Genomic DNA, 17,341 nt, shown 5'->3' on the forward strand with positions numbered 1-17,341 from the left:
CGCCCGGCGCATGGACGTTGCTTGTCAGCAGGAATGGAGACAACTGGGAAGTAAAAGGAGAAGACAAATGTTACGTCTATTAGCAAGGGTGATGGCGGCGGCCGCCTTGTCACTGGGACTGGCAACCGGCGCGCACGCGCAGGCGAAGCAATTGACGCTATGTTGGGCGGCGTGGGATCCGGCCAACGCGCTGGTCGAGCTGTCGAAGGACTTTACGGCCAAGTCCGGCATACAGATGAAATTCGAGTTCGTGCCCTGGACCAGCTATGCGGACCGGTTTCTCAACGAACTCAATTCCCACGGCAAGTTGTGCGACCTGATCATCGGCGACAGCCAGTGGATCGGCGGCGCGGCGGTGAACGGCCACTACGTCAAGCTCAACGATTTCTTCGCGAAGAACAATATCTCGATGAACGACTTCGTGCCGGCCACCGTGGTGGGGTATGCCGAATGGCCGAAGAACACGCCCAACTACTGGGCCCTGCCCGCGATGGCGGACGCGGTGGGCTGGACCTATCGCAAGGACTGGTTCGCGCGGCCGGAGCTGCGCGCGGAGTTCAAGCAGAAGTACAAGAGGGAACTGGAGCCGCCCACCACGATGGATGAGCTCAAGCAGACCGCCGAGTTCTTCCAGGGGCGCAAGATCGACGGCAAGACCGTGTACGGCGCGTATATCTTCACCGAACGCGGCTCCGAGGGCATCACGATGGGCGTGACCAACGTGCTCTATAACTTCGGCTTCCAGTACCAGGACCCGAAGAAGCCCTATCGCCTCGAGGGCTTCGTCAACTCGCCGGGTGCGGTCAAGGGCCTGGAGTTCTACAAGGCGCTGTACAAGTGCTGCACCGCGCCGGGCATGACCAACGCGTACATGCAGGAAGGGCTCGACGCGTTCAAGTCCGGGCAGGTGGCGATGCAGATGAACTGGTTCGCGTTCTTCCCCGGCCTCTACAAGGACCCGAACGTGGGGGGCGACAAGATCGGCTTCTTCGTCAATCCGAAAGAGGTGCAGCAGTTCACGCAGCTTGGCGGGCAGGGCATCTCGGTGGTCTCCTATTCGGATCACAAGGCCGATGCGCTCGAGTACATCAAGTGGTTTGCCCAGCCCGCGGTGCAGAAGAAGTGGTGGGAGCTGGGCGGCTACTCGGCGGCCAAGTCGGTGGTCGATGCGCCTGACTTTCCCAAGAGCCAGCCCTTCGCGCCGGCGTTCCTGAAGTCGATGGCAATCGTCAAGGACTTCTGGGCCGAGCCTGCCTATGCCGAACTCCTGCTCGACATGCAGAAGCGCGTGCATGACTACGTCGTCGCCGACAAGGGTACGGCGAAGGAGGCGCTCGACCTGCTGGTGAAGGACTGGAACAAGGTGTTCAAGGCGGAAGGAAAGAACTGAAACCGAGACGAGCGGGCATTGCGGCGACATGCATCGGGCTTGCCGGCCGCCGCCGGCCCGCGACAAGGAGTCAGCCATGCTGGCAGACAAGCCTTTTCCCGCGCAGAACCTGGCAGCCGCTGCGCCGGTGCACGGTGCCGCGCGCCTGCGCGGCCTGTCGGACCGCACGATCGCATGGCTGTTCATTCTCCCCACGATCCTGCTGCTGCTCGCGGTCAACATCTTTCCGCTGATCTGGGCGCTGCGGCTGTCGTTCACGAACTTCAAGTCGAACATGCCGAGCATCCCGGCGCGCTTCGTCGGCATCGACAACTACGTCGACATCCTGACGGACGAGGACATCTGGTACGCCATGCAGGTCACCGCGCGCTTCGTGTTCTGGTCGGTCGGGCTGGAGGTGCTGCTGGGCTTCGGCCTGGCCTTGCTGATCAACCGGCGTTTTCGCACGCACAGTTTCTGGACCACCCTGATCCTGCTGCCGATGATGCTGTCGCCGGCCGTGGTCGGCAATTTCTGGACCTTCCTGCTGCAGCCGCAGACAGGCCTGTTCAACGATATCGTGAGCTTCTTCACGGGCGTTGCGCCAGGCTCGTTCCAGATGATCGGGGACGTCTCGCTTGCGCCATGGACCATCGTGATGGTCGACACCTGGATGTGGACGCCCTACGTCATGCTGATCTGCCTGGCCGGGCTGCGCTCGATCCCGGAATACATCTACGAAGCCGCGGAAGTGGATCGCGCCACGCCGTGGCGGCAGTTCTGGTCGATCACGCTGCCGATGACGCTGCCGTTCCTGATGCTGGCCGTGCTGTTCCGCGCCATCGAGAACTTCAAGATGTTCGACCTGGTGAACCTGCTGACCTCGGGCGGCCCGGGCTCGGTCACGGAAACGGTGTCGATCACGCTCAAGCGCGCCGCGTTCGAGAAGTGGCAGACCGGCTACTCGTCGGCGCTGGCGATCATCCTGTTCGTCACGGTGTTCGGCGCGGCGAACATCTACATCAAGGCACTCAACCGGGTGAAACAGCGATGAGCAAGACAGCACAGCCCGCCGGCGCGCATTCGGTGGTGGCCGCGTCGACGCGCGGCAAGACCTTCGCGGCGATCGTGGTCATCGCCTATGCGCTGATCGCGACCTTGCCGATGGTCTGGATCATCATGACGAGCTTCAAGACGCAGGAAGACGCCATCGCCTATCCGCCCGTCGTTTCGTTCCAGCCGTCGCTCGAAGGCTATGTCAACCTGTTCACGATCCGCTCGCGGCAGACGCCCGAGTTCATCGCGAGCCTGCCGCCCGCGCAGACCTGGTACGAGCGCGACGTGCGCAAGCGCGGCATGGTGATCGCCGGGCCGTCCAAGGTCCTGCCGCGCTTCGTCAACTCGCTGGTGATCGGTTTCGGCTCGACCTTTCTCGCGGTCTTCCTCGGCACGCTGGCGGCGTACGCGTTCTCGCGCTTCAAGGTGCCGTGGGCGGATGACCTGCTGTTCTTCATCCTGTCGACGCGGATGATGCCGCCCATCGCGGTGGCGATCCCGATCTACCTGATGTACCGCGCGCTGGGGCTGAGCGACAGCTATCTCGGCATGATCGTGCTGTACACGGCCGTCAACGTTTCGCTGGCGGTGTGGCTGCTCAAGGGCTTCATGGACGAGATCCCGCGCGAGTACGAAGAGGCGGCGCTGGTCGACGGATACACGCGGCTGCAGGCCTTCGTGAAGGTGGTGCTGCCGCAGGCGATCACCGGCATCGCGGCGACCGCGATCTTCTGCCTGATCTTCGCCTGGAACGAATACGCGTTCGCGCTGCTGCTGACCAGCGGCGATGCGCAGACCATGCCGCCGTTCATTCCCTTCATCATCGGCGAGGGCGGGCAGGACTGGCCGGCGGTGGCGGCGGCCACCACGCTGTTCGTCCTGCCGATCCTGTTCTTCACCGTCGTGCTGCGCAAGCACCTGCTGCGGGGCATTACCTTCGGAGCGGTCCGCAAATGAAAAACCCGACAGTTGCGCGCCGGCCCCGCATGCTGCGCCGGCGCTTCGGCGAAGGTGCGGCGACGGCAGTGATCGGCACTGGTATCGCGATGCTTGTGCAGCCGTTTTCGCTGGCGCTGTTCACGTGGTCGTTCCCGGTGATCCTCGTGGGCGCGGCCGCGTTCGTCGTCACCAGCCATTTCCCGGACTGAACCATGGCCACCATCGCGCTGGCGAACCTGCACAAGCGCTTCGGCGATTTCGTCGCGGTGCGCAACACCAACCTCACTGTCGGCGCCGGGCGCTTCGTGGTCCTGCTCGGCCCTTCGGGCTGCGGCAAAACCACCACGCTGCGCATGATTGCCGGGCTGGAGCTGCCGAGCGCCGGTCAGATCCTGATCGACGGCGAGGACGTGACCGCCTTGCGCGCTCGCCAGCGCGACATCGCCTTCGTGTTCCAGATGTTCGCGCTCTACCCGCACATGACGGTGCGCGACAACATCTCCTTTCCGCTGCGCAACGAGCATTTGCCTCGCCATGAGATCGCCGCGCGCGTCGGCGCGGCGGCGCGCATGCTTCGCATCGAAGCCATCCTGGACCGCAAGACCGGCGGCTTGTCCGGTGGCGACCGCCAGCGCGTGGCGCTCGGCCGCGCCATCGTGCGGCAACCGAAGGCATTCCTGATGGACGAGCCGCTGGGCACGCTGGACGCCGATTTCCGCGAGCTGATGTGCCTGGAGCTGCGCAAGCTGCACAACGCGCTCGCCGCCACCACGGTGTACGTCACGCACGACCAGAGCGAGGCGATGGCCATGGCGGACGACATCGTGGTGATGAACGAGGGCGAGGTGCTGCAGGCTGCCGCGCCGCACGAGATCTATCATTTTCCGGCGACGGTGTTCGTGGGCAACTTCATCGGCAGCCCGCCGATGAACTTCCTGGCGGTCGACGGCGCCGTCGCCGCCGGCCAGGAACAGGTCTTCCTGCGCGGCGCGCCGGTGCCGGTCCCGCGCTGCGCAATGGCGGCCGAGCGCGCGCTGCTGGGCATCCGCCCGGAGCATATCGTCATCGACGAGCGCAGCCCCTTGCGCGGGCGCGTGATCGCGGACGAGTACCTCGGCTCGCACCAGGTGCTGATGATCGAGACGGCGCTGGGCGTGGTGCGCGCGCGGGTCGGCAAGGACGAAGGCCTGGCGGCGGGCGCGCCGGTCGGCCTGTCGTTCCGCAAGGAGCGCACGCTGCTTTACGACGAGGCGTCGGGGCGCCTGCTGCCCGGCGCGACGCAGGCGGGAGACCGGCATGGCTGAAATCCAGTTGCGCAATGTGTCGAAGCACTTTGGCGACGTGAGCGCGGTCGACGATCTTTCGATCGACGTGAAGGACGGCGAGTTCGTCGTGCTGCTGGGGCCGAGCGGTGCCGGCAAGACCACCACGCTGCGCCTGATCGCGGGGCTGGAGCGGCCCGATGCCGGCGATGTGCTGATCGACGGCGAGGTGGCCACCGGCGTGCACCCGTCCGATCGCGATGTGGCGTTCATTTTCCAGCAATACTCGCTGTATCCGCACCTGACGGTGTTCGGCAACCTGGCTTTCCCGCTGCGCGCGCCGCGCCGGCGCACCGGCGAGGCGCAGATCCGCGCGCGCGTGCAGGCGGTGGCGGAGATGCTGCATATCGGCTCCAAGCTCGACAATATGGCAACGCACCTGTCGGGCGGCGAGATGCAGCGCGTGGCCATCGGGCGCGCGCTGGTGCGCGAACCCCGCGTGTTCCTGATGGACGAGCCGCTGTCTTCGCTCGATGCGAAGCTGCGCGAGGAACTGCGTATCGAGCTCAAGCGCCTGCACCGCACCATCGGCGCGACCATCCTCTACGTCACGCACGACCAGGTCGAGGCCACCACGCTGGCCGACCGCATCGGCATCCTGGAGCACGGCCGCCTGGTGCAGATCGGCACGCCGCGCGAGGTCTACGGCAACCCGGCGTCGCTGAGCGCGGCCCAGCGGCTCGGCTCGCCCCCCATCAACCTGCTGCCGCCGGCCTTGTTCGACTCGGTGGCGGTGCCGGCGGAGACGGCCACGGTGGCCATCCGCCCGGAAGACATCGTGGTGCACGAGGCGCAGGAGAGCCACGTGCTCGATTTGAAGGTGCTCGAGTACTCGCCGTTGCGGCACCTGTTGATCCTGGATCACCAAGGCACGACCGTGGTCGCGACCAGCGTGGGCGAGCGCAATTTCAGCCTCGGGCAATCCGTTGGCGTTTCGCTGCCAGCACGCAGCCTCTTATATTTCCGCTCCGACGGCAGGAGGATCCCGACATGAACGGCAAGACGGTCATGGCATGCATCGACGCAGCGCATGCGGCGTTGCGAGAGAACATGGACGAGATCGCGTTGCTCGACCAGCAGATCGGCGACGGCGACCATATCTTCAACCTGCTGCGCGGCATGGAGGCGCTGCGCTCGCTGCGCGCGGAGATCGAGGCGGCGGCACCCGGGGCGGCGCTGGAACTCGCCGCGGCCAAGGTGTTGTCCACGGTCGGCGGATCGGCCGGTCCGCTGTTCTATTCGCTGCTCAGCGGCATGGCGAAGGCGGTGCCCGCGCAGGCCATGGATGTCGCGGGGTTCGCGCGCATCTACGCCGCCGGTGTCGACGCGGTCGGCCTGCGCGGGAAGACCGGCGTGGGCAGCAAGACCATGATGGATGTGCTGATTCCCGTGGCGATGCGCGGCGAGGAGCTCGCCGCGGCGGGCGCGTCCGCCCGCACCGTGCTCGACGAACTGCCGCGCGTGGCGGAGCAGGGCATGCTGGCCACCCGCGACATGGTCGCCACCAAGGGCCGCGCATCGTTCCTCGGCGAGCGCTCGCGCGGCCACCTGGACCCCGGCGCGCGCTCCAGCCAGCTCATGATCAAGGCGGTGTGCGAACGACTGGCTCAATCGATCGACGGCAAGGAGTAGAGACCATGAAAAAATTCATCAATCACGTCGACGATTTTCTGACCGAGAGCCTGGCCGGGTTCGCCGCCGCGCACGGCGAGCTGGTCGCGCTCAATACCGAACCGGTGTTCGTGCGGCGCCAGGCCCTGAAGCCAGGGAAGGTCGCGCTGGTGTCCGGCGGCGGCGCGGGGCACGAGCCGCTGCACAGCGGCTTCGTCGGCTACGGCATGCTGGACGCCGCCTGCCCCGGGCAGATTTTCACTTCGCCCACGCCGGACCAGATGATGGCCGCGGCCAAGGCGGTCGATACCGGCGCCGGGGTCCTGTTCATCGTGAAGAATTATTCCGGCGACGTGATGAACTTCGAGATGGCCGCGGAGATGTCGGAAGTGCCCAACGAGATGGTGCTGATCAACGACGACGTCGCGGTCGAGAACTCGAGCTACACGACCGGGCGGCGCGGCGTGGCGGGCACGGTGATCGTCGAGAAGATGGTCGGCAGCATGGCCGAAGGCGGCGCCAGCCTCGAGCAATGCAAGGCGTTCGGCGACCGCATCAACAAGCGCACGGCGACCATGGGCGTGGCGTTCACGAGCTGCACCGTGCCGGCGGCGGGTACGCCCACGTTCAAGATCGGCGAGGACGAGATCGAGGTCGGCGTCGGCATTCACGGCGAGCCGGGCAGGCGCCGCGCCAGGTTCGCATCGGCCGATACCATTGCGGGCGAGTTGCTCACGGCGATCGTCGACGACCTCCGGCCGCCGGCTGGCACCGAGTTGCTGGTGCTCGTAAACGGCCTGGGTGGTACGCCGCTGAGCGAGCTATACCTGCTCTTCAACTCGACGCGCCTGTGGCTGCAGCAGCGGGACCTGCGGGTCGGGCGGGCGCTGGTCGGCGCCCTGACGACTTCGCTCGAGATGGCGGGCGCGTCTGTCACGCTATGCGTGCCTGACGACGAGATGCTGCACCACTGGGACAGCCCGGTGCATACGCCGGCGCTGCGCTGGGGGATGTAGCGCGGCAGGGGCAGGACGCCGGTGCCGGGGTCCTGCCCTCTGCGGCCTCTGCGGGCCCGCCGCGGCCCGCCGTGTCGAAACCGTCAGATATCCGAGTCCAGTCCGTCCTGGACCTGCTCGGCGGCGCGGATCACGGCGCGCGCCTTGGCTTCGGTTTCCCTCCATTCGGCTTCGGGGTCGGAGTCGGCGACGATGCCGGCGGCGGCCTGCACATACAGGTTGCCGTCCTTGACGATGCCGGTGCGGATAGCGATGGCCAGGTCCATCTCGCCGCCGAAGGACAGGTAGCCCACCGCGCCGCCGTAGATGCCGCGCTTGCGCGGCTCCAGCTCGTCGATGATTTCCATCGCGTGCACCTTGGGCGCGCCGGAGAGCGTGCCGGCCGGGAAGGTGGCGCGCAGCACGTCGAGGTTGCTCATGCCGGGCTTGAGCGTGCCTTCCACCGAACTGACGATGTGTTGCACGTGCGAGTATTTCTCGATCACCATCTGGTCGGTGACCTTGACCGAGCCGATCTCGGCGATGCGGCCGATATCGTTGCGCGCCAGGTCGATCAGCATCACGTGCTCGGCGATTTCCTTGGGATCGTTCAGCAGTTCGGTGGCCAGCTGCGCGTCCTTCTCCGGCGTGTTGCCGCGCGGGCGGGTGCCGGCCAGCGGGCGAATGGTGACGATATGGTCTTCGCGCTGCTCGCCGTTGGTACCGGTGCGGCGGCTTTCCTGGCGCACCAGGATCTCGGGCGACGCGCCCACGATCTGGAAGTCGCCGAAGTTGTAGAAATACATGTACGGCGACGGGTTCAGCGAGCGCAGCGCGCGGTACAGCGTCAGCGGCGAGTCGCGGTACGGCTTGACCAGGCGCTGGCCGATCTGCACCTGCATCATGTCGCCGGCCATGATGTACTCCTTGGCCTTGTGCACGGCGGTGAGGTAGTCGGCCTTGTCGAATTCGCGGTAGACGTCGGTCTGCACCGAGGGGCTGGTGATCGGCACATCCACCGGCTGGCGCAGCTTCATGCGCAGCTCGCGCAGGCGCTGGCGGGCGCGGGCATAGGCCTCGGGCGTGGTCGGGTCGGCGTAGACGATCAGGTAGAGCTTGCCCGAGAGGTTGTCGATCACGGCCAGCTCTTCGCACAGCAGCAGCTGGATGTCGGGCAGGTTGAGGTCGTCCGGCTTTTGTGTGCTGGCCAGCTTCTTCTCGATGTAGCGCACCGCGTCGTAGCCGAAGTAGCCGGCCAGGCCGCCGCAGAAACGCGGCAGCCCCGGGCGCAACGCCACCTTGAAACGCTTCTCGAAATCGGCGATGAAGTCGAGCGGGTTGCCCTCGTGGGTTTCCACCACGCGGCCGTCGGTGACCACCTCGGTGCGCATGCCGGAGGCGCGCAGCAGCGTGCGGGCGTGCAGGCCGATGAAGGAGTAGCGGCCGAAGCGCTCGCCGCCCACCACCGATTCGAGCAGGAAGGTGTTGACCCCGCGCGTTTGCGACTGCGCCAGCTTGAGATACAGCGACAGCGGCGTTTCCAGGTCGGCGAAGGCTTCCGCGATCAGGGGGATGCGGTTGTAGCCCTGCTCGGCCAGCGATTTGAATTCCAGTTCGGTCATGTCGATCCTCTTGTGCGGCGGCGCGGGTGCCCTGGGCTGTGCGCTCGGCCGCGGTGTCGGCAGTTTGGGGCTGGAAGGTCGTCAGACCCGCCCCGGGGAAGGACCTGGCACGGACAGCAGTCCGCGCACGGCCGGGGTGGGCGTGCAGCGCGTTCGGGTGACAGCAGGCGCAATGCCTGGGATGTCGGGCGGCTGGAAATTCTGTGAAGGTCCGGCAACCTGCCGGCCTGGCCGGCCCCGTTCCATCTTAGTGCATCGGCCGGTACCGCGGCGATGCAGGAAAACGGGGGCGGTCAGGAGACTCGCGAACGCACTTTACGCCTGTTGGGAGGCGCGCCAGCGACGCCAGGGCCAGGCCTGCCGATCACTGCCAGAAGAGATGCGTTTGCGGTTCAGAAACATGAAATCGTGTTCAGCGATTTACGGTTTGGATGCGGCGGTTCGGGTGGTGCCTCGGGCCGCGGGGATCATGCCCGGTGTGCTGCAAACACCTCTGCAGCCTGGGCAATGGAATCGACTATACCATCGGCGTCGACGCCTTGTACAGGATTGCCATGGTTGTAGCCATAGGGCACCAGCAGCACACCCATGCCGGCCGCGCGTGCCGCCTGGGCATCATTCTCCGAGTCGCCGATGGCGGCAATCTCGGCCGGCTCGAGCCGGAATGCATCGGCCACCTTGAGCAGCGGCAGCGGGTCGGGCTTGCGCAGGGCGAAGGCGTCGCCGCCGTAGACCAGTTCGAAAAAGCGCGCCAGGCCGGTCTTGGCCAGCAGCGGCTCGGTGAAGTTGTGTGGCTTGTTGGTCACGCAGGCCAGGCGCAGGCCGGCCGCCTTCAGCGCTGCCAGCCCCTCGCCCACGCCGGCGTAGACCTGCGAGAACTGGCCGTTGATGCGCAGGTACTCGCGGTCGTACAGGGCCAGCGCATCGGCGAACATGCCATTGGCGTGGGCCGGCGGGAAGCGCGCGTCGAGCACGCGCCGGATCAGGTTTTCCGAGCCCTTGCCGACGAAGCTGACGATTTCTTCCCGGCCCAGCGGCGCCGCGGGGCGGAGCTGCGGGTGCAGGCGCACCAGCGCGCTCAGCATCGCATTGACCGCGGCATGGAAGTCGCCCGCGGTGTCGACCATGGTGCCGTCCAGGTCGACGATGACGGCGCGGATGCCGTGCCAGTCGGTGCGCTTGAGCCGGGCCGCGCTCATTGGCCTGCCTTGCCGGCCTTGGCCAGTTCGGCGCGCAGGGCGCCCAGCACGCCCTTGTAGCCGCCGTCGGCGTCCGGCTTGCCGAACACGGCCGAGCCGGCCACGAAGGTATCGGCCCCGGCCGCGGCGATCTCGGCGATGTTGTCCACCTTCACGCCGCCGTCCACTTCCAGCAGGATGCGCCGTCCGCTGCGCTCCGCGTATTCGTCGATGCGCCGGCGCACCGCGCGCAGCTTGTTGAGCGTCTCGGGGATGAAGGACTGGCCGCCAAAGCCGGGATTGACCGACATCAGCAGGATCACGTCGAGGCGGTCCATGACGTGGTCCAGGTAGTTCAGCGGCGTGCCCGGGTTGAATACCAGGCCGGCCTGGCAGCCGTGGTCGCGGATCAGCGCCAGGGTGCGGTCGACGTGCTCGCTGGCTTCCGGGTGGAAGGTGATGATGTTGGCGCCGGCCTTGGCGAAATCCGGGACGATGCGGTCCACCGGGCGCACCATCAGGTGCACGTCGATGGGCGCCGTCACGTGCGGACGGATTGCCTCGCACACCAGCGGGCCAATGGTCAGGTTCGGCACGTAATGGTTGTCCATCACGTCGAAGTGGATCCAGTCGGCGCCGTCCGCGGTCACGCGTTTGACTTCTTCGCCCAGGCGGGCGAAATCGGCGGACAGGATGGACGGGGCGATGCGGTAGTCGGGGGTGCTCATGGCGGCGGGCTCGTGGGGTGCGTTCAGCGCAATTCCAGCGCGAAGTCCGCTATTTTACCCTTCCCGGGCGGGGTTTCGCTGCCGGGCGGCCCCGCCGCCGGCCCTCCTGCCGGCGGGGCCCGGCTTGCCGCCCCCCCGGCCTTGCCGCACAATGCGCCTACCTTAGCCCGCCGTGATGTGCCGACAATGAGCGAATACGCGTTTTCCGTGGCCGTGCGTACCCAGTACCTGGCCGATCAGTCCGACCCCGAGCGCGGGCGCCACGCCTTCGCCTATACCATCACCATCCACAACACCGGCGAGGTGGCCGCGCAGCTGATCTCTCGCCACTGGGTGATCACCGATAGCGACAACGGCACGCAGGAAGTGGCGGGCCTCGGCGTGGTGGGCCACCAGCCGCTGCTCAAGCCGGGCGAGCATTTCGAGTACACCAGCTGGGCCACGATCTCGACGCCGATCGGCTCGATGAAGGGCGAGTATTTCTGCGTGGCCGAGGATGGCCATCGCTTCGAGGTGCCGATCCCGGAGTTCGCGCTGGTACTGCCGCGCATGCTCCACTGAGAGCGGCCTTCCGCCCGCGCGGTGCGAAACCTAGCGGCCTGGCGTGCTGTCCTGATCCTGTCGGGCGTGGGCGCCGGACTGGCTGTCGCCCTGGCCGGCGCGCGAAGGGTGATCGTCCGGCGCGCGGGTGGGGCGGGGGTTCTTCTTCGCCGTGCCCATGGTCCAGACCACGATGAAGATCAGCAAGAAGAGCGCCACTCCGGCCTCGAGGGCGAACAGCAGCATGGGATGGGCTTCGAAAAACTTGCTCATGACAGGACCACGTGGAGGCGACGCTGGGCATTGTAGGGCATCCGCAGATGCGACCGGCCGCCTGTCTCCGCGTACTCACCCAATCAAGATGGCATACCTGGATTCCTTTTTCCGCTTACCCATTCCTCCCGCGCGCGCTTCGCGCGGCGCCGCAGGGGCCCGCCGGCTCGGCTGGCTCGGGCTGTCCGCCGCGGCTGCGCTGCTGGCCGGTTGCATGAGCGGCCCGCCGCCGCGCATCGAAGGCCCTGGCACGCAGCCCGTGACGCCGCCGGCCGCCTCCGCGCAGAAGGGGCAACTGCAGGCGGCCAGCTGGGCCGAAATCGGCGGCTGGGGCCAGGACGACGTGCGCGCCGCGTGGCCGGCGCTGCAGGCCAGCTGCCAGGCACTGAAGAAGCGCGCCGAGTGGAACCGCGTCTGCGCGATCGGCCTGATGGTCGACGCCGGCGACCTGGGCGCCATGCGCGCCTACTTCGAGTCCAACTTCCAGCCGTTCCGCGTGGTCAACGGCGACGGCACCGACAGCGGCCTGATCACCGGCTACTACGAACCCATCCTGCACGGTTCGCGCACGCGCCAGGGCCAGTACCAGGTCCCGCTCTACCGCAAGCCGCCGCAATGGGGCAACCGGCCGCTGCCGGCGCGCGGCGAACTGCTGCAGAACCCGGCGCTGCGCGGGCAGGAACTGGCGTGGGTGGACGACGCCGTGGAGGCCGCCTTCCTGCAGATCCAGGGCTCGGGCCGCATCCGCCTGGCAGATGGCACCGTGATGCGCGTGGGCTTCGGCGGCACCAACGACCAGCCGTTCCGCTCCTTCGGCAAGTGGCTGCTGGATCGCGGCGAGATCACGCCCGCGCAGGCCACCATGCAGGGCATCAAGGGCTGGGCGCGCGCCAATCCGGGCCGCGTCGAGGAAATGCTCAACGTCAATCCGCGCTTCGTGTTCTTCCGTGAGCTGCCGCCGACCAATGAAGGCCCGGTCGGCGCGCTGGGGGTGCCGCTGACGGCCGAGCGCTCGATCGCGGTCGACCCGGCCACGATCCCGCTGGGGGTGCCGGTCTTCCTCTCCACCACCAGGCCGCTGTCGGCCGAACCGATCCAGCGCCTGATGTTCGCGCAGGATACGGGATCGGCCATCAAGGGCGGAGTGCGCGCGGACTTTTTCTGGGGCGCCGGCGATGCGGCGGGCGAAGCGGCCGGCCGCATGAAGCAGGGCGGGCGCATGTGGGTGCTGATGCCGCGCAGCTGACGCGAGTACGCCCGGCCCGCCGCGGGCCGGGCTGCCTCGTCAGCGCGGGCGCTGGTCGACGATGCGGCGCGCCTTGCCCACCGAGCGTTCCACGCCGCCCGCGGGCAGGATCTCGATGCCCACGGTCACCCCGATATATGCCTTGATGTCGTAGGTCAGCTGCGCACTGGCCTGCTGCGTGGCGCCAGGCTCCACGCCGTGTGCGCATTCCACGCGCACGGTCAGCACGTCGAGATGGCCGTCCCTGGTCAGCACGCACTGGTAATGCGGCGCCAGCTCAGGGTGCTTGAGGATCATCTCCTCGATCTGGGAGGGAAACACATTGACGCCGCGGATGATCATCATGTCGTCCGAGCGGCCGGTGACCTTCTCCATGCGGCGGAAGGCGGCGCGGGCGGTGCCGGGCAGCAGCCGGGTCAGGTCGCGGGTACGGTAGCGCACGATCGGCAGCGCTTCCTTGCTCAGCGTGGTGAAGACCAGTTCGCCGAATTCGCCGTCGGGCAACACTGCGCCGGTGTCCGGGTCGATCACCTCGGGATAGAAATGGTCTTCCCAGATGGTCGGGCCGTCCTTGGTCTCGGCGCATTCGCTGGCCACGCCCGGGCCCATCACTTCGGACAGCCCGTAGATATCCACAGCCGAGATGCCCATGCGCTTCTCGATGGCCAGGCGCATTTCCGGCGTCCACGGCTCGGCGCCGAAAATGCCCACGCGCAGCGAGGTGGAGGCCGGATCGATGCCCTGGCGCTCGAACTCGTCGGCGATGGCCAGCATATAGCTGGGCGTGACCATGATCACCTCGGGCTTGAAATCCTGGATCAGCTGCACCTGGCGCTCGGTCTGGCCGCCGCCGAAGGGAATCGCGGTGAGCCCGGCCTTCTCCACGCCGTAATGCGCGCCGAGCCCGCCGGTAAACAGGCCATAGCCGTAGCTGATGTGCACCTTGTCGCCGCGCCGCGCGCCGGCCGCGCGGATCGAGCGCGCCACCACCGTGGCCCAGGTCTCGATGTCGCGGAGCGTGTAGCCCACCACGGTCGGCTTGCCGGTGGTGCCCGACGAGGCATGGATGCGCGCGATGCGGTCCTGCGGCACGGCGAACATGCCGAACGGATAGTTGTCGCGCAGGTCTTGCTTGGAGGTGAACGGAAAGCGGGCAAGGTCGGCCAGCGTGCGCAACTGGTCCGGATGCACGCCGGCCTCGTCGAACTTGCGCCGGTAGACCGGCGAATTCCCGTAGGCGTGGTTGAGCGACCATTTCAGCCGTTCAAGCTGCAAGGCCTGCAATGCGTCGCGGCTGGCGGTCTCGATCGGCTCTAGCGGCAGATCTGTGAGGCGCGTGCTCATATTGTCTCCTGCGCGGGGCTTATGTTTCTGGCTTGCGTTCGACTGGTATGCGTTCGATTGGTATGCGTACGGATAGGGAGCTTACCGCGCGGGCCCGGGCGGGGCGACCACGTGCCCCTTGATCTGGGCGGATTTGCCGCGGAACATCGCCACCGTCTCGCCGGCGCGGTTGGTGACGCGGATATCGTAGATGCCATGCCGCCCGGACAGGACCTGCTCGGTAGCCTCGGCCGTCAGCAGGTCGCCGCCCTGCACGGGTTTGAGGAACTCGATGCTGCAGCCGGCCGCGACCGTATTGATATTGTGGCTGTTGCAGGCGAAGGCGAAGGTCGAGTCGGCCAGCGTGAACATCAGGCCGCCGTGGCAGATGCCATGGCCGTTGAGGAACTCCTGCCGCACCGGCATGGACAGGCGCGCATAGCCGGGGCGCACGGCTTCGAGGGTGATGCCGAGCCAGCGGCTGCAGGCATCGGCTTCGTACATGCTGGCGGCGGCCGCTTCGGCGAGGGCCTGGGGAGTCTGGGGAAGCTGGGTCAAGCTGGTCTCCTGGTGGGGCGGGGGACGAAAGCCGTGGTGCTAGCGCCCGCTGAAGCGGGGCGCGCGCTTTTCCAGGAAGGCGTTCACGCCTTCCGCGTAGTCGTGCGAGGCGCCGAGCTCGCGCTGCAGGTCGCGCTCGAGGTCCAGCTGGGCATCGAGCCCCTGCGTCGCCCCGGCGTGCATGGCCTGCTTGATGGCCGCCAGCGCGCGCGTGGGTTGCGCCGCCAGGTGGGTGGCCAGCGCCAGCGCCTGCTCGGGCAGCAAGGGATCGTCCATGACCTCCCAGATCAAGCCCCATTTTTCGGCCTCGTCGGCGCTGAGCTTGTCGCCGGTCATGGCCAGGCCCATGGCGCGCGCCATGCCGATGCGCTTGGGCAGCAGCCAGGTGCCGCCGGAATCCGGCACCAGGCCGATCTTGACGAAGGCCTGGATAAAACTGGCCGAGCGCGCCGCCAGCACCATGTCGCAGGCCAGCGCCAGGTTGGCGCCGGCGCCGGCGGCGGTACCGTTGACGGCGGCAATCACCGGCAAGGGCAGCTTATGCAGGCGGCGGATCAGCCGGTTGAACCAGACATCGATCAACTCGCCCAGGTCAGTCATGGCGCCCGGGGTGAAGTCCAGGTCGGCCAGGTCCTGCCCGGCGCAGAAGCCGCGGCCGGACCCCGTCAGCAGGAGGGCGCGGGCACCGCCGGCCTCGACATGGTCGAGCGCCTGCTGGAGCACGCCATGCATCTCGCGCGTGAAGGCATTGAGCTTGTCGGGACGATTGAGGGTGATCACTGCGACCTGGCCATGCCAGGCTAGCAATACCGGGCCGGAAGTCAGGCTGGCCTGAGGGGGCGTATCTGGCATCTTTGTCTCCTGCCTTGATGGTGGCTGGTAGTCCTGGCCGCGGTGCGATCGCGGATCGGGGCCGATGGCGCGGATCCCGGTACCCGGCACGCGGCCGCGGTTCCTCTTCTATATAGAGGGATCTGCCGCACATTAAAAATTAACCGACCAGTCGGTCGGGCAATGGTAGCATTATTTCGGCCGGGTGAGGGATGGTGTGGCACGGATGAAAACCCAGGGCCGCCAGGTATGGCGCGAGGCGGACTTCGGCGCACCGCACGGCCCGGATGAGCACGACGAGGCAAGCGCCGAGCGCCCCCGGCAAACCGACCAGTAGCGTAATACTGCCGGGCGCCACGCTGAGGCGGCGGCGCCACGATCTGGGGCAAACGGGTTGGCCATTTCCGGCTCCGCTCGAAGCGATCGGGCGAGCGTGCCTCAGCGGCCGGCAGGTGCCAGCATGGCCCGCGCGCCGTATAGCCAGCGATTCCCGGAGCGAGTATCGTCTCGCGGACGACTGATATATCCCCATCCCGATCCATATCCAAAGAGGAGAACACATGCCGTACGAGAACATTCTGGTGGAGACGCGCGGACGCGTGGGCTTGGTGACCCTGAACCGGCCGAAGGCGCTCAACGCGCTCAACGATGCCCTGATGGACGAAGTGGGTGCCGCCCTGCTGGCGTTCGACGCCGATGACGCCATCGGCAGCATCGTCATCACCGGCAGCGAGCGAGCCTTCGCCGCCGGTGCCGATATCGGCATGATGGCCAAGTACTCCTATATGGATGTGTACAAGGGCGACTACATCACGCGCAACTGGGAAACCATCCGCCGCATCCGCAAGCCGGTGATTGCCGCGGTGGCCGGCTACGCGCTGGGCGGCGGCTGCGAGCTGGCAATGATGTGCGACATCATCATCGCGGCGGACAGCGCCCGCTTCGGCCAGCCGGAAGTCAAGCTGGGCACCATGCCGGGCGCCGGAGGCACGCAGCGCCTGCCGCGCGCCGTCTCCAAGGCCAAGGCCATGGACCTGTGCCTGACCTCGCGCATGATGGATGCGGCCGAAGCCGAGCGCGCAGGCCTGGTGTCGCGCGTGGTTGCTGCCGACAAGCTGCTGGATGAAGCCGTGAGCGCGGCGGAGACGATTGCCGGCTTTTCCCTGCCTGTCGTCATGATGATCAAGGAGTCGATCAACGCCGCCTACGAAACCAGCCTGAGCGAAGGCGTGCATCTGGAACGGCGCCTGTTCCATTCGACCTTTGCGACGGACGACCAGAAGGAGGGAATGGCGGCGTTTGTGGAGAAACGAGCACCCGAGTTCCGCCATCGCTAAAAACTTGATAGGGAAATACCCGAGTAACTCAATTGGGTATTCCTTTCTCCGCGACTTTCTGAAAAGCCATATTTCCTTTGAATATCAAAGGCTTGCTTCCCGCGATCGCGGATGCCACTCATGATTCTGTGACAAAACGGTTGCCAAGGCGGAGTCGGGACCTTAATATTCGCTCCCTCGCAACACGAAGCGCGGCTGCAAAGCAGACGGGACAAGGGTTGCGGGGTGAACGGGTGAGGTTGGCGGTGCGGATAGCGCGGCGAACCGGAGCAAAAAAAGATTGCGAAACCTGTTGACGAAACGTAGAAAGTTCTTCATAATCTCGTTTCTCTGCTGCTGACAACAAAGCAGCGACGCGGTAAGCAAAGCGAACCGCGGCAAGTTCTTTAACAAACAAACAACCGATAAGTGTG

The 17,341-nt window shown here is 66.7% G+C and carries 19 protein-coding genes; 11 read left to right on the forward strand and 8 right to left on the reverse strand.

Features of this window, described 5'->3' with window-relative positions:
- The first annotated feature begins 67 nt into the window (after positions 1–67).
- The 8 genes from AB4Z48_RS35325 to dhaK all read left to right on the forward strand — a co-directional run bounded on the left by AB4Z48_RS35325 (position 68) and on the right by dhaK (position 7,313).
- The gene (locus tag AB4Z48_RS35325; RefSeq protein WP_441622688.1) at positions 68–1,390 is read left to right on the forward strand and encodes an ABC transporter substrate-binding protein; all 1,323 of its coding nucleotides are present in this window, start codon (positions 68–70) and stop codon (positions 1,388–1,390) included.
- A gap of 76 nt (positions 1,391–1,466) precedes the next feature.
- Positions 1,467–2,423, forward strand: coding sequence for a carbohydrate ABC transporter permease (locus AB4Z48_RS35330; protein ID WP_441622690.1), 957 nt, complete (start codon positions 1,467–1,469; stop codon positions 2,421–2,423).
- Complete coding sequence (locus AB4Z48_RS35335) at positions 2,420–3,382, forward strand: carbohydrate ABC transporter permease (RefSeq protein WP_441622692.1); 963 nt, start codon at positions 2,420–2,422, stop codon at positions 3,380–3,382. The genes AB4Z48_RS35330 and AB4Z48_RS35335 overlap by 4 nt, the downstream gene beginning before the upstream one ends.
- Positions 3,379–3,573 (forward strand): hypothetical protein, encoded by a 195-nt coding sequence (locus AB4Z48_RS35340; protein WP_441622694.1) that lies wholly within the window; start codon positions 3,379–3,381, stop codon positions 3,571–3,573. The genes AB4Z48_RS35335 and AB4Z48_RS35340 overlap by 4 nt, the downstream gene beginning before the upstream one ends.
- A 3-nt stretch (positions 3,574–3,576) precedes the next feature.
- Positions 3,577–4,668, forward strand: a complete 1,092-nt coding sequence (locus tag AB4Z48_RS35345) for an ABC transporter ATP-binding protein (RefSeq protein WP_441622696.1) — start codon at positions 3,577–3,579, stop codon at positions 4,666–4,668.
- A complete protein-coding gene (locus tag AB4Z48_RS35350; protein WP_441622698.1) occupies positions 4,661–5,680 on the forward strand; it encodes an ABC transporter ATP-binding protein in 1,020 nt (339 codons plus the stop codon). Before AB4Z48_RS35345 ends, AB4Z48_RS35350 begins: the two co-directional genes overlap by 8 nt.
- Positions 5,677–6,318 (forward strand): dihydroxyacetone kinase subunit DhaL, encoded by a 642-nt coding sequence (gene dhaL / locus AB4Z48_RS35355; protein WP_441622700.1) that lies wholly within the window; start codon positions 5,677–5,679, stop codon positions 6,316–6,318. Before AB4Z48_RS35350 ends, dhaL begins: the two co-directional genes overlap by 4 nt.
- 5 nt (positions 6,319–6,323) lie before the next feature.
- Entirely contained in the window at positions 6,324–7,313 is a 990-nt protein-coding gene (dhaK, locus tag AB4Z48_RS35360; protein WP_441622702.1) for a dihydroxyacetone kinase subunit DhaK, read from the forward strand.
- An 83-nt stretch (positions 7,314–7,396) separates the two neighbouring features.
- Here the strand turns inward: dhaK and trpE are convergent, their stop codons facing one another.
- From trpE to rpe, 3 genes are all read right to left on the reverse strand, one after another.
- The gene (trpE, locus tag AB4Z48_RS35365; protein ID WP_441622704.1) at positions 7,397–8,914 is read right to left on the reverse strand and encodes an anthranilate synthase component I; all 1,518 of its coding nucleotides are present in this window, start codon (positions 8,912–8,914) and stop codon (positions 7,397–7,399) included.
- 467 nt (positions 8,915–9,381) lie between these two features.
- Positions 9,382–10,113 (reverse strand): phosphoglycolate phosphatase, encoded by a 732-nt coding sequence (gph, locus tag AB4Z48_RS35370; protein WP_441622706.1) that lies wholly within the window; start codon positions 10,111–10,113, stop codon positions 9,382–9,384.
- Positions 10,110–10,820, reverse strand: coding sequence for a ribulose-phosphate 3-epimerase (rpe, locus tag AB4Z48_RS35375; RefSeq protein ID WP_441622708.1), 711 nt, complete (start codon positions 10,818–10,820; stop codon positions 10,110–10,112). The genes gph and rpe overlap by 4 nt, the downstream gene beginning before the upstream one ends.
- Positions 10,821–11,006: 186 nt before the next feature.
- Between rpe and apaG the strand changes: the two genes are divergently transcribed.
- The gene (apaG, locus tag AB4Z48_RS35380) at positions 11,007–11,381 is read left to right on the forward strand and encodes a Co2+/Mg2+ efflux protein ApaG (RefSeq protein WP_020201965.1); all 375 of its coding nucleotides are present in this window, start codon (positions 11,007–11,009) and stop codon (positions 11,379–11,381) included.
- A gap of 30 nt (positions 11,382–11,411) precedes the next feature.
- Here the strand turns inward: apaG and AB4Z48_RS35385 are convergent, their stop codons facing one another.
- The gene (locus AB4Z48_RS35385) at positions 11,412–11,633 is read right to left on the reverse strand and encodes a hypothetical protein (protein WP_441622710.1); all 222 of its coding nucleotides are present in this window, start codon (positions 11,631–11,633) and stop codon (positions 11,412–11,414) included.
- An 88-nt stretch (positions 11,634–11,721) separates the two neighbouring features.
- Between AB4Z48_RS35385 and mltA the strand changes: the two genes are divergently transcribed.
- The gene (gene mltA, locus AB4Z48_RS35390; protein ID WP_441622712.1) at positions 11,722–12,879 is read left to right on the forward strand and encodes a murein transglycosylase A; all 1,158 of its coding nucleotides are present in this window, start codon (positions 11,722–11,724) and stop codon (positions 12,877–12,879) included.
- A 39-nt stretch (positions 12,880–12,918) separates the two neighbouring features.
- Here the strand turns inward: mltA and paaK are convergent, their stop codons facing one another.
- The 3 genes from paaK to paaG form a co-directional block, all read right to left on the reverse strand.
- A complete protein-coding gene (gene paaK / locus AB4Z48_RS35395; RefSeq protein WP_441622714.1) occupies positions 12,919–14,223 on the reverse strand; it encodes a phenylacetate--CoA ligase PaaK in 1,305 nt (434 codons plus the stop codon).
- A gap of 81 nt (positions 14,224–14,304) precedes the next feature.
- On the reverse strand, positions 14,305–14,706 hold the full coding sequence (gene paaI, locus AB4Z48_RS35400) for a hydroxyphenylacetyl-CoA thioesterase PaaI (protein WP_441622727.1): 402 nt from the start codon (positions 14,704–14,706) through the stop codon (positions 14,305–14,307).
- Positions 14,707–14,799: 93 nt separating this feature from the next.
- Positions 14,800–15,612 carry a 2-(1,2-epoxy-1,2-dihydrophenyl)acetyl-CoA isomerase PaaG gene (gene paaG / locus AB4Z48_RS35405; protein ID WP_441622716.1) on the reverse strand — a complete coding sequence of 271 codons (813 nt, stop codon included), beginning with the start codon at positions 15,610–15,612 and terminating at the stop codon, positions 14,800–14,802.
- Between the two features lie 539 nt (positions 15,613–16,151).
- Between paaG and AB4Z48_RS35410 the strand changes: the two genes are divergently transcribed.
- Positions 16,152–16,928 (forward strand): enoyl-CoA hydratase, encoded by a 777-nt coding sequence (locus tag AB4Z48_RS35410; RefSeq protein WP_441622718.1) that lies wholly within the window; start codon positions 16,152–16,154, stop codon positions 16,926–16,928.
- A 118-nt stretch (positions 16,929–17,046) separates the two neighbouring features.
- Here the strand turns inward: AB4Z48_RS35410 and AB4Z48_RS35415 are convergent.
- Positions 17,047–17,341: hypothetical protein (locus tag AB4Z48_RS35415; RefSeq protein WP_441622720.1), on the reverse strand; the 295-nt coding region annotated here is incomplete at its 5' end.

Source organism: Cupriavidus sp. 2TAF22 (assembly GCF_052115045.1).
Classification (GTDB): domain Bacteria; phylum Pseudomonadota; class Gammaproteobacteria; order Burkholderiales; family Burkholderiaceae; genus Cupriavidus.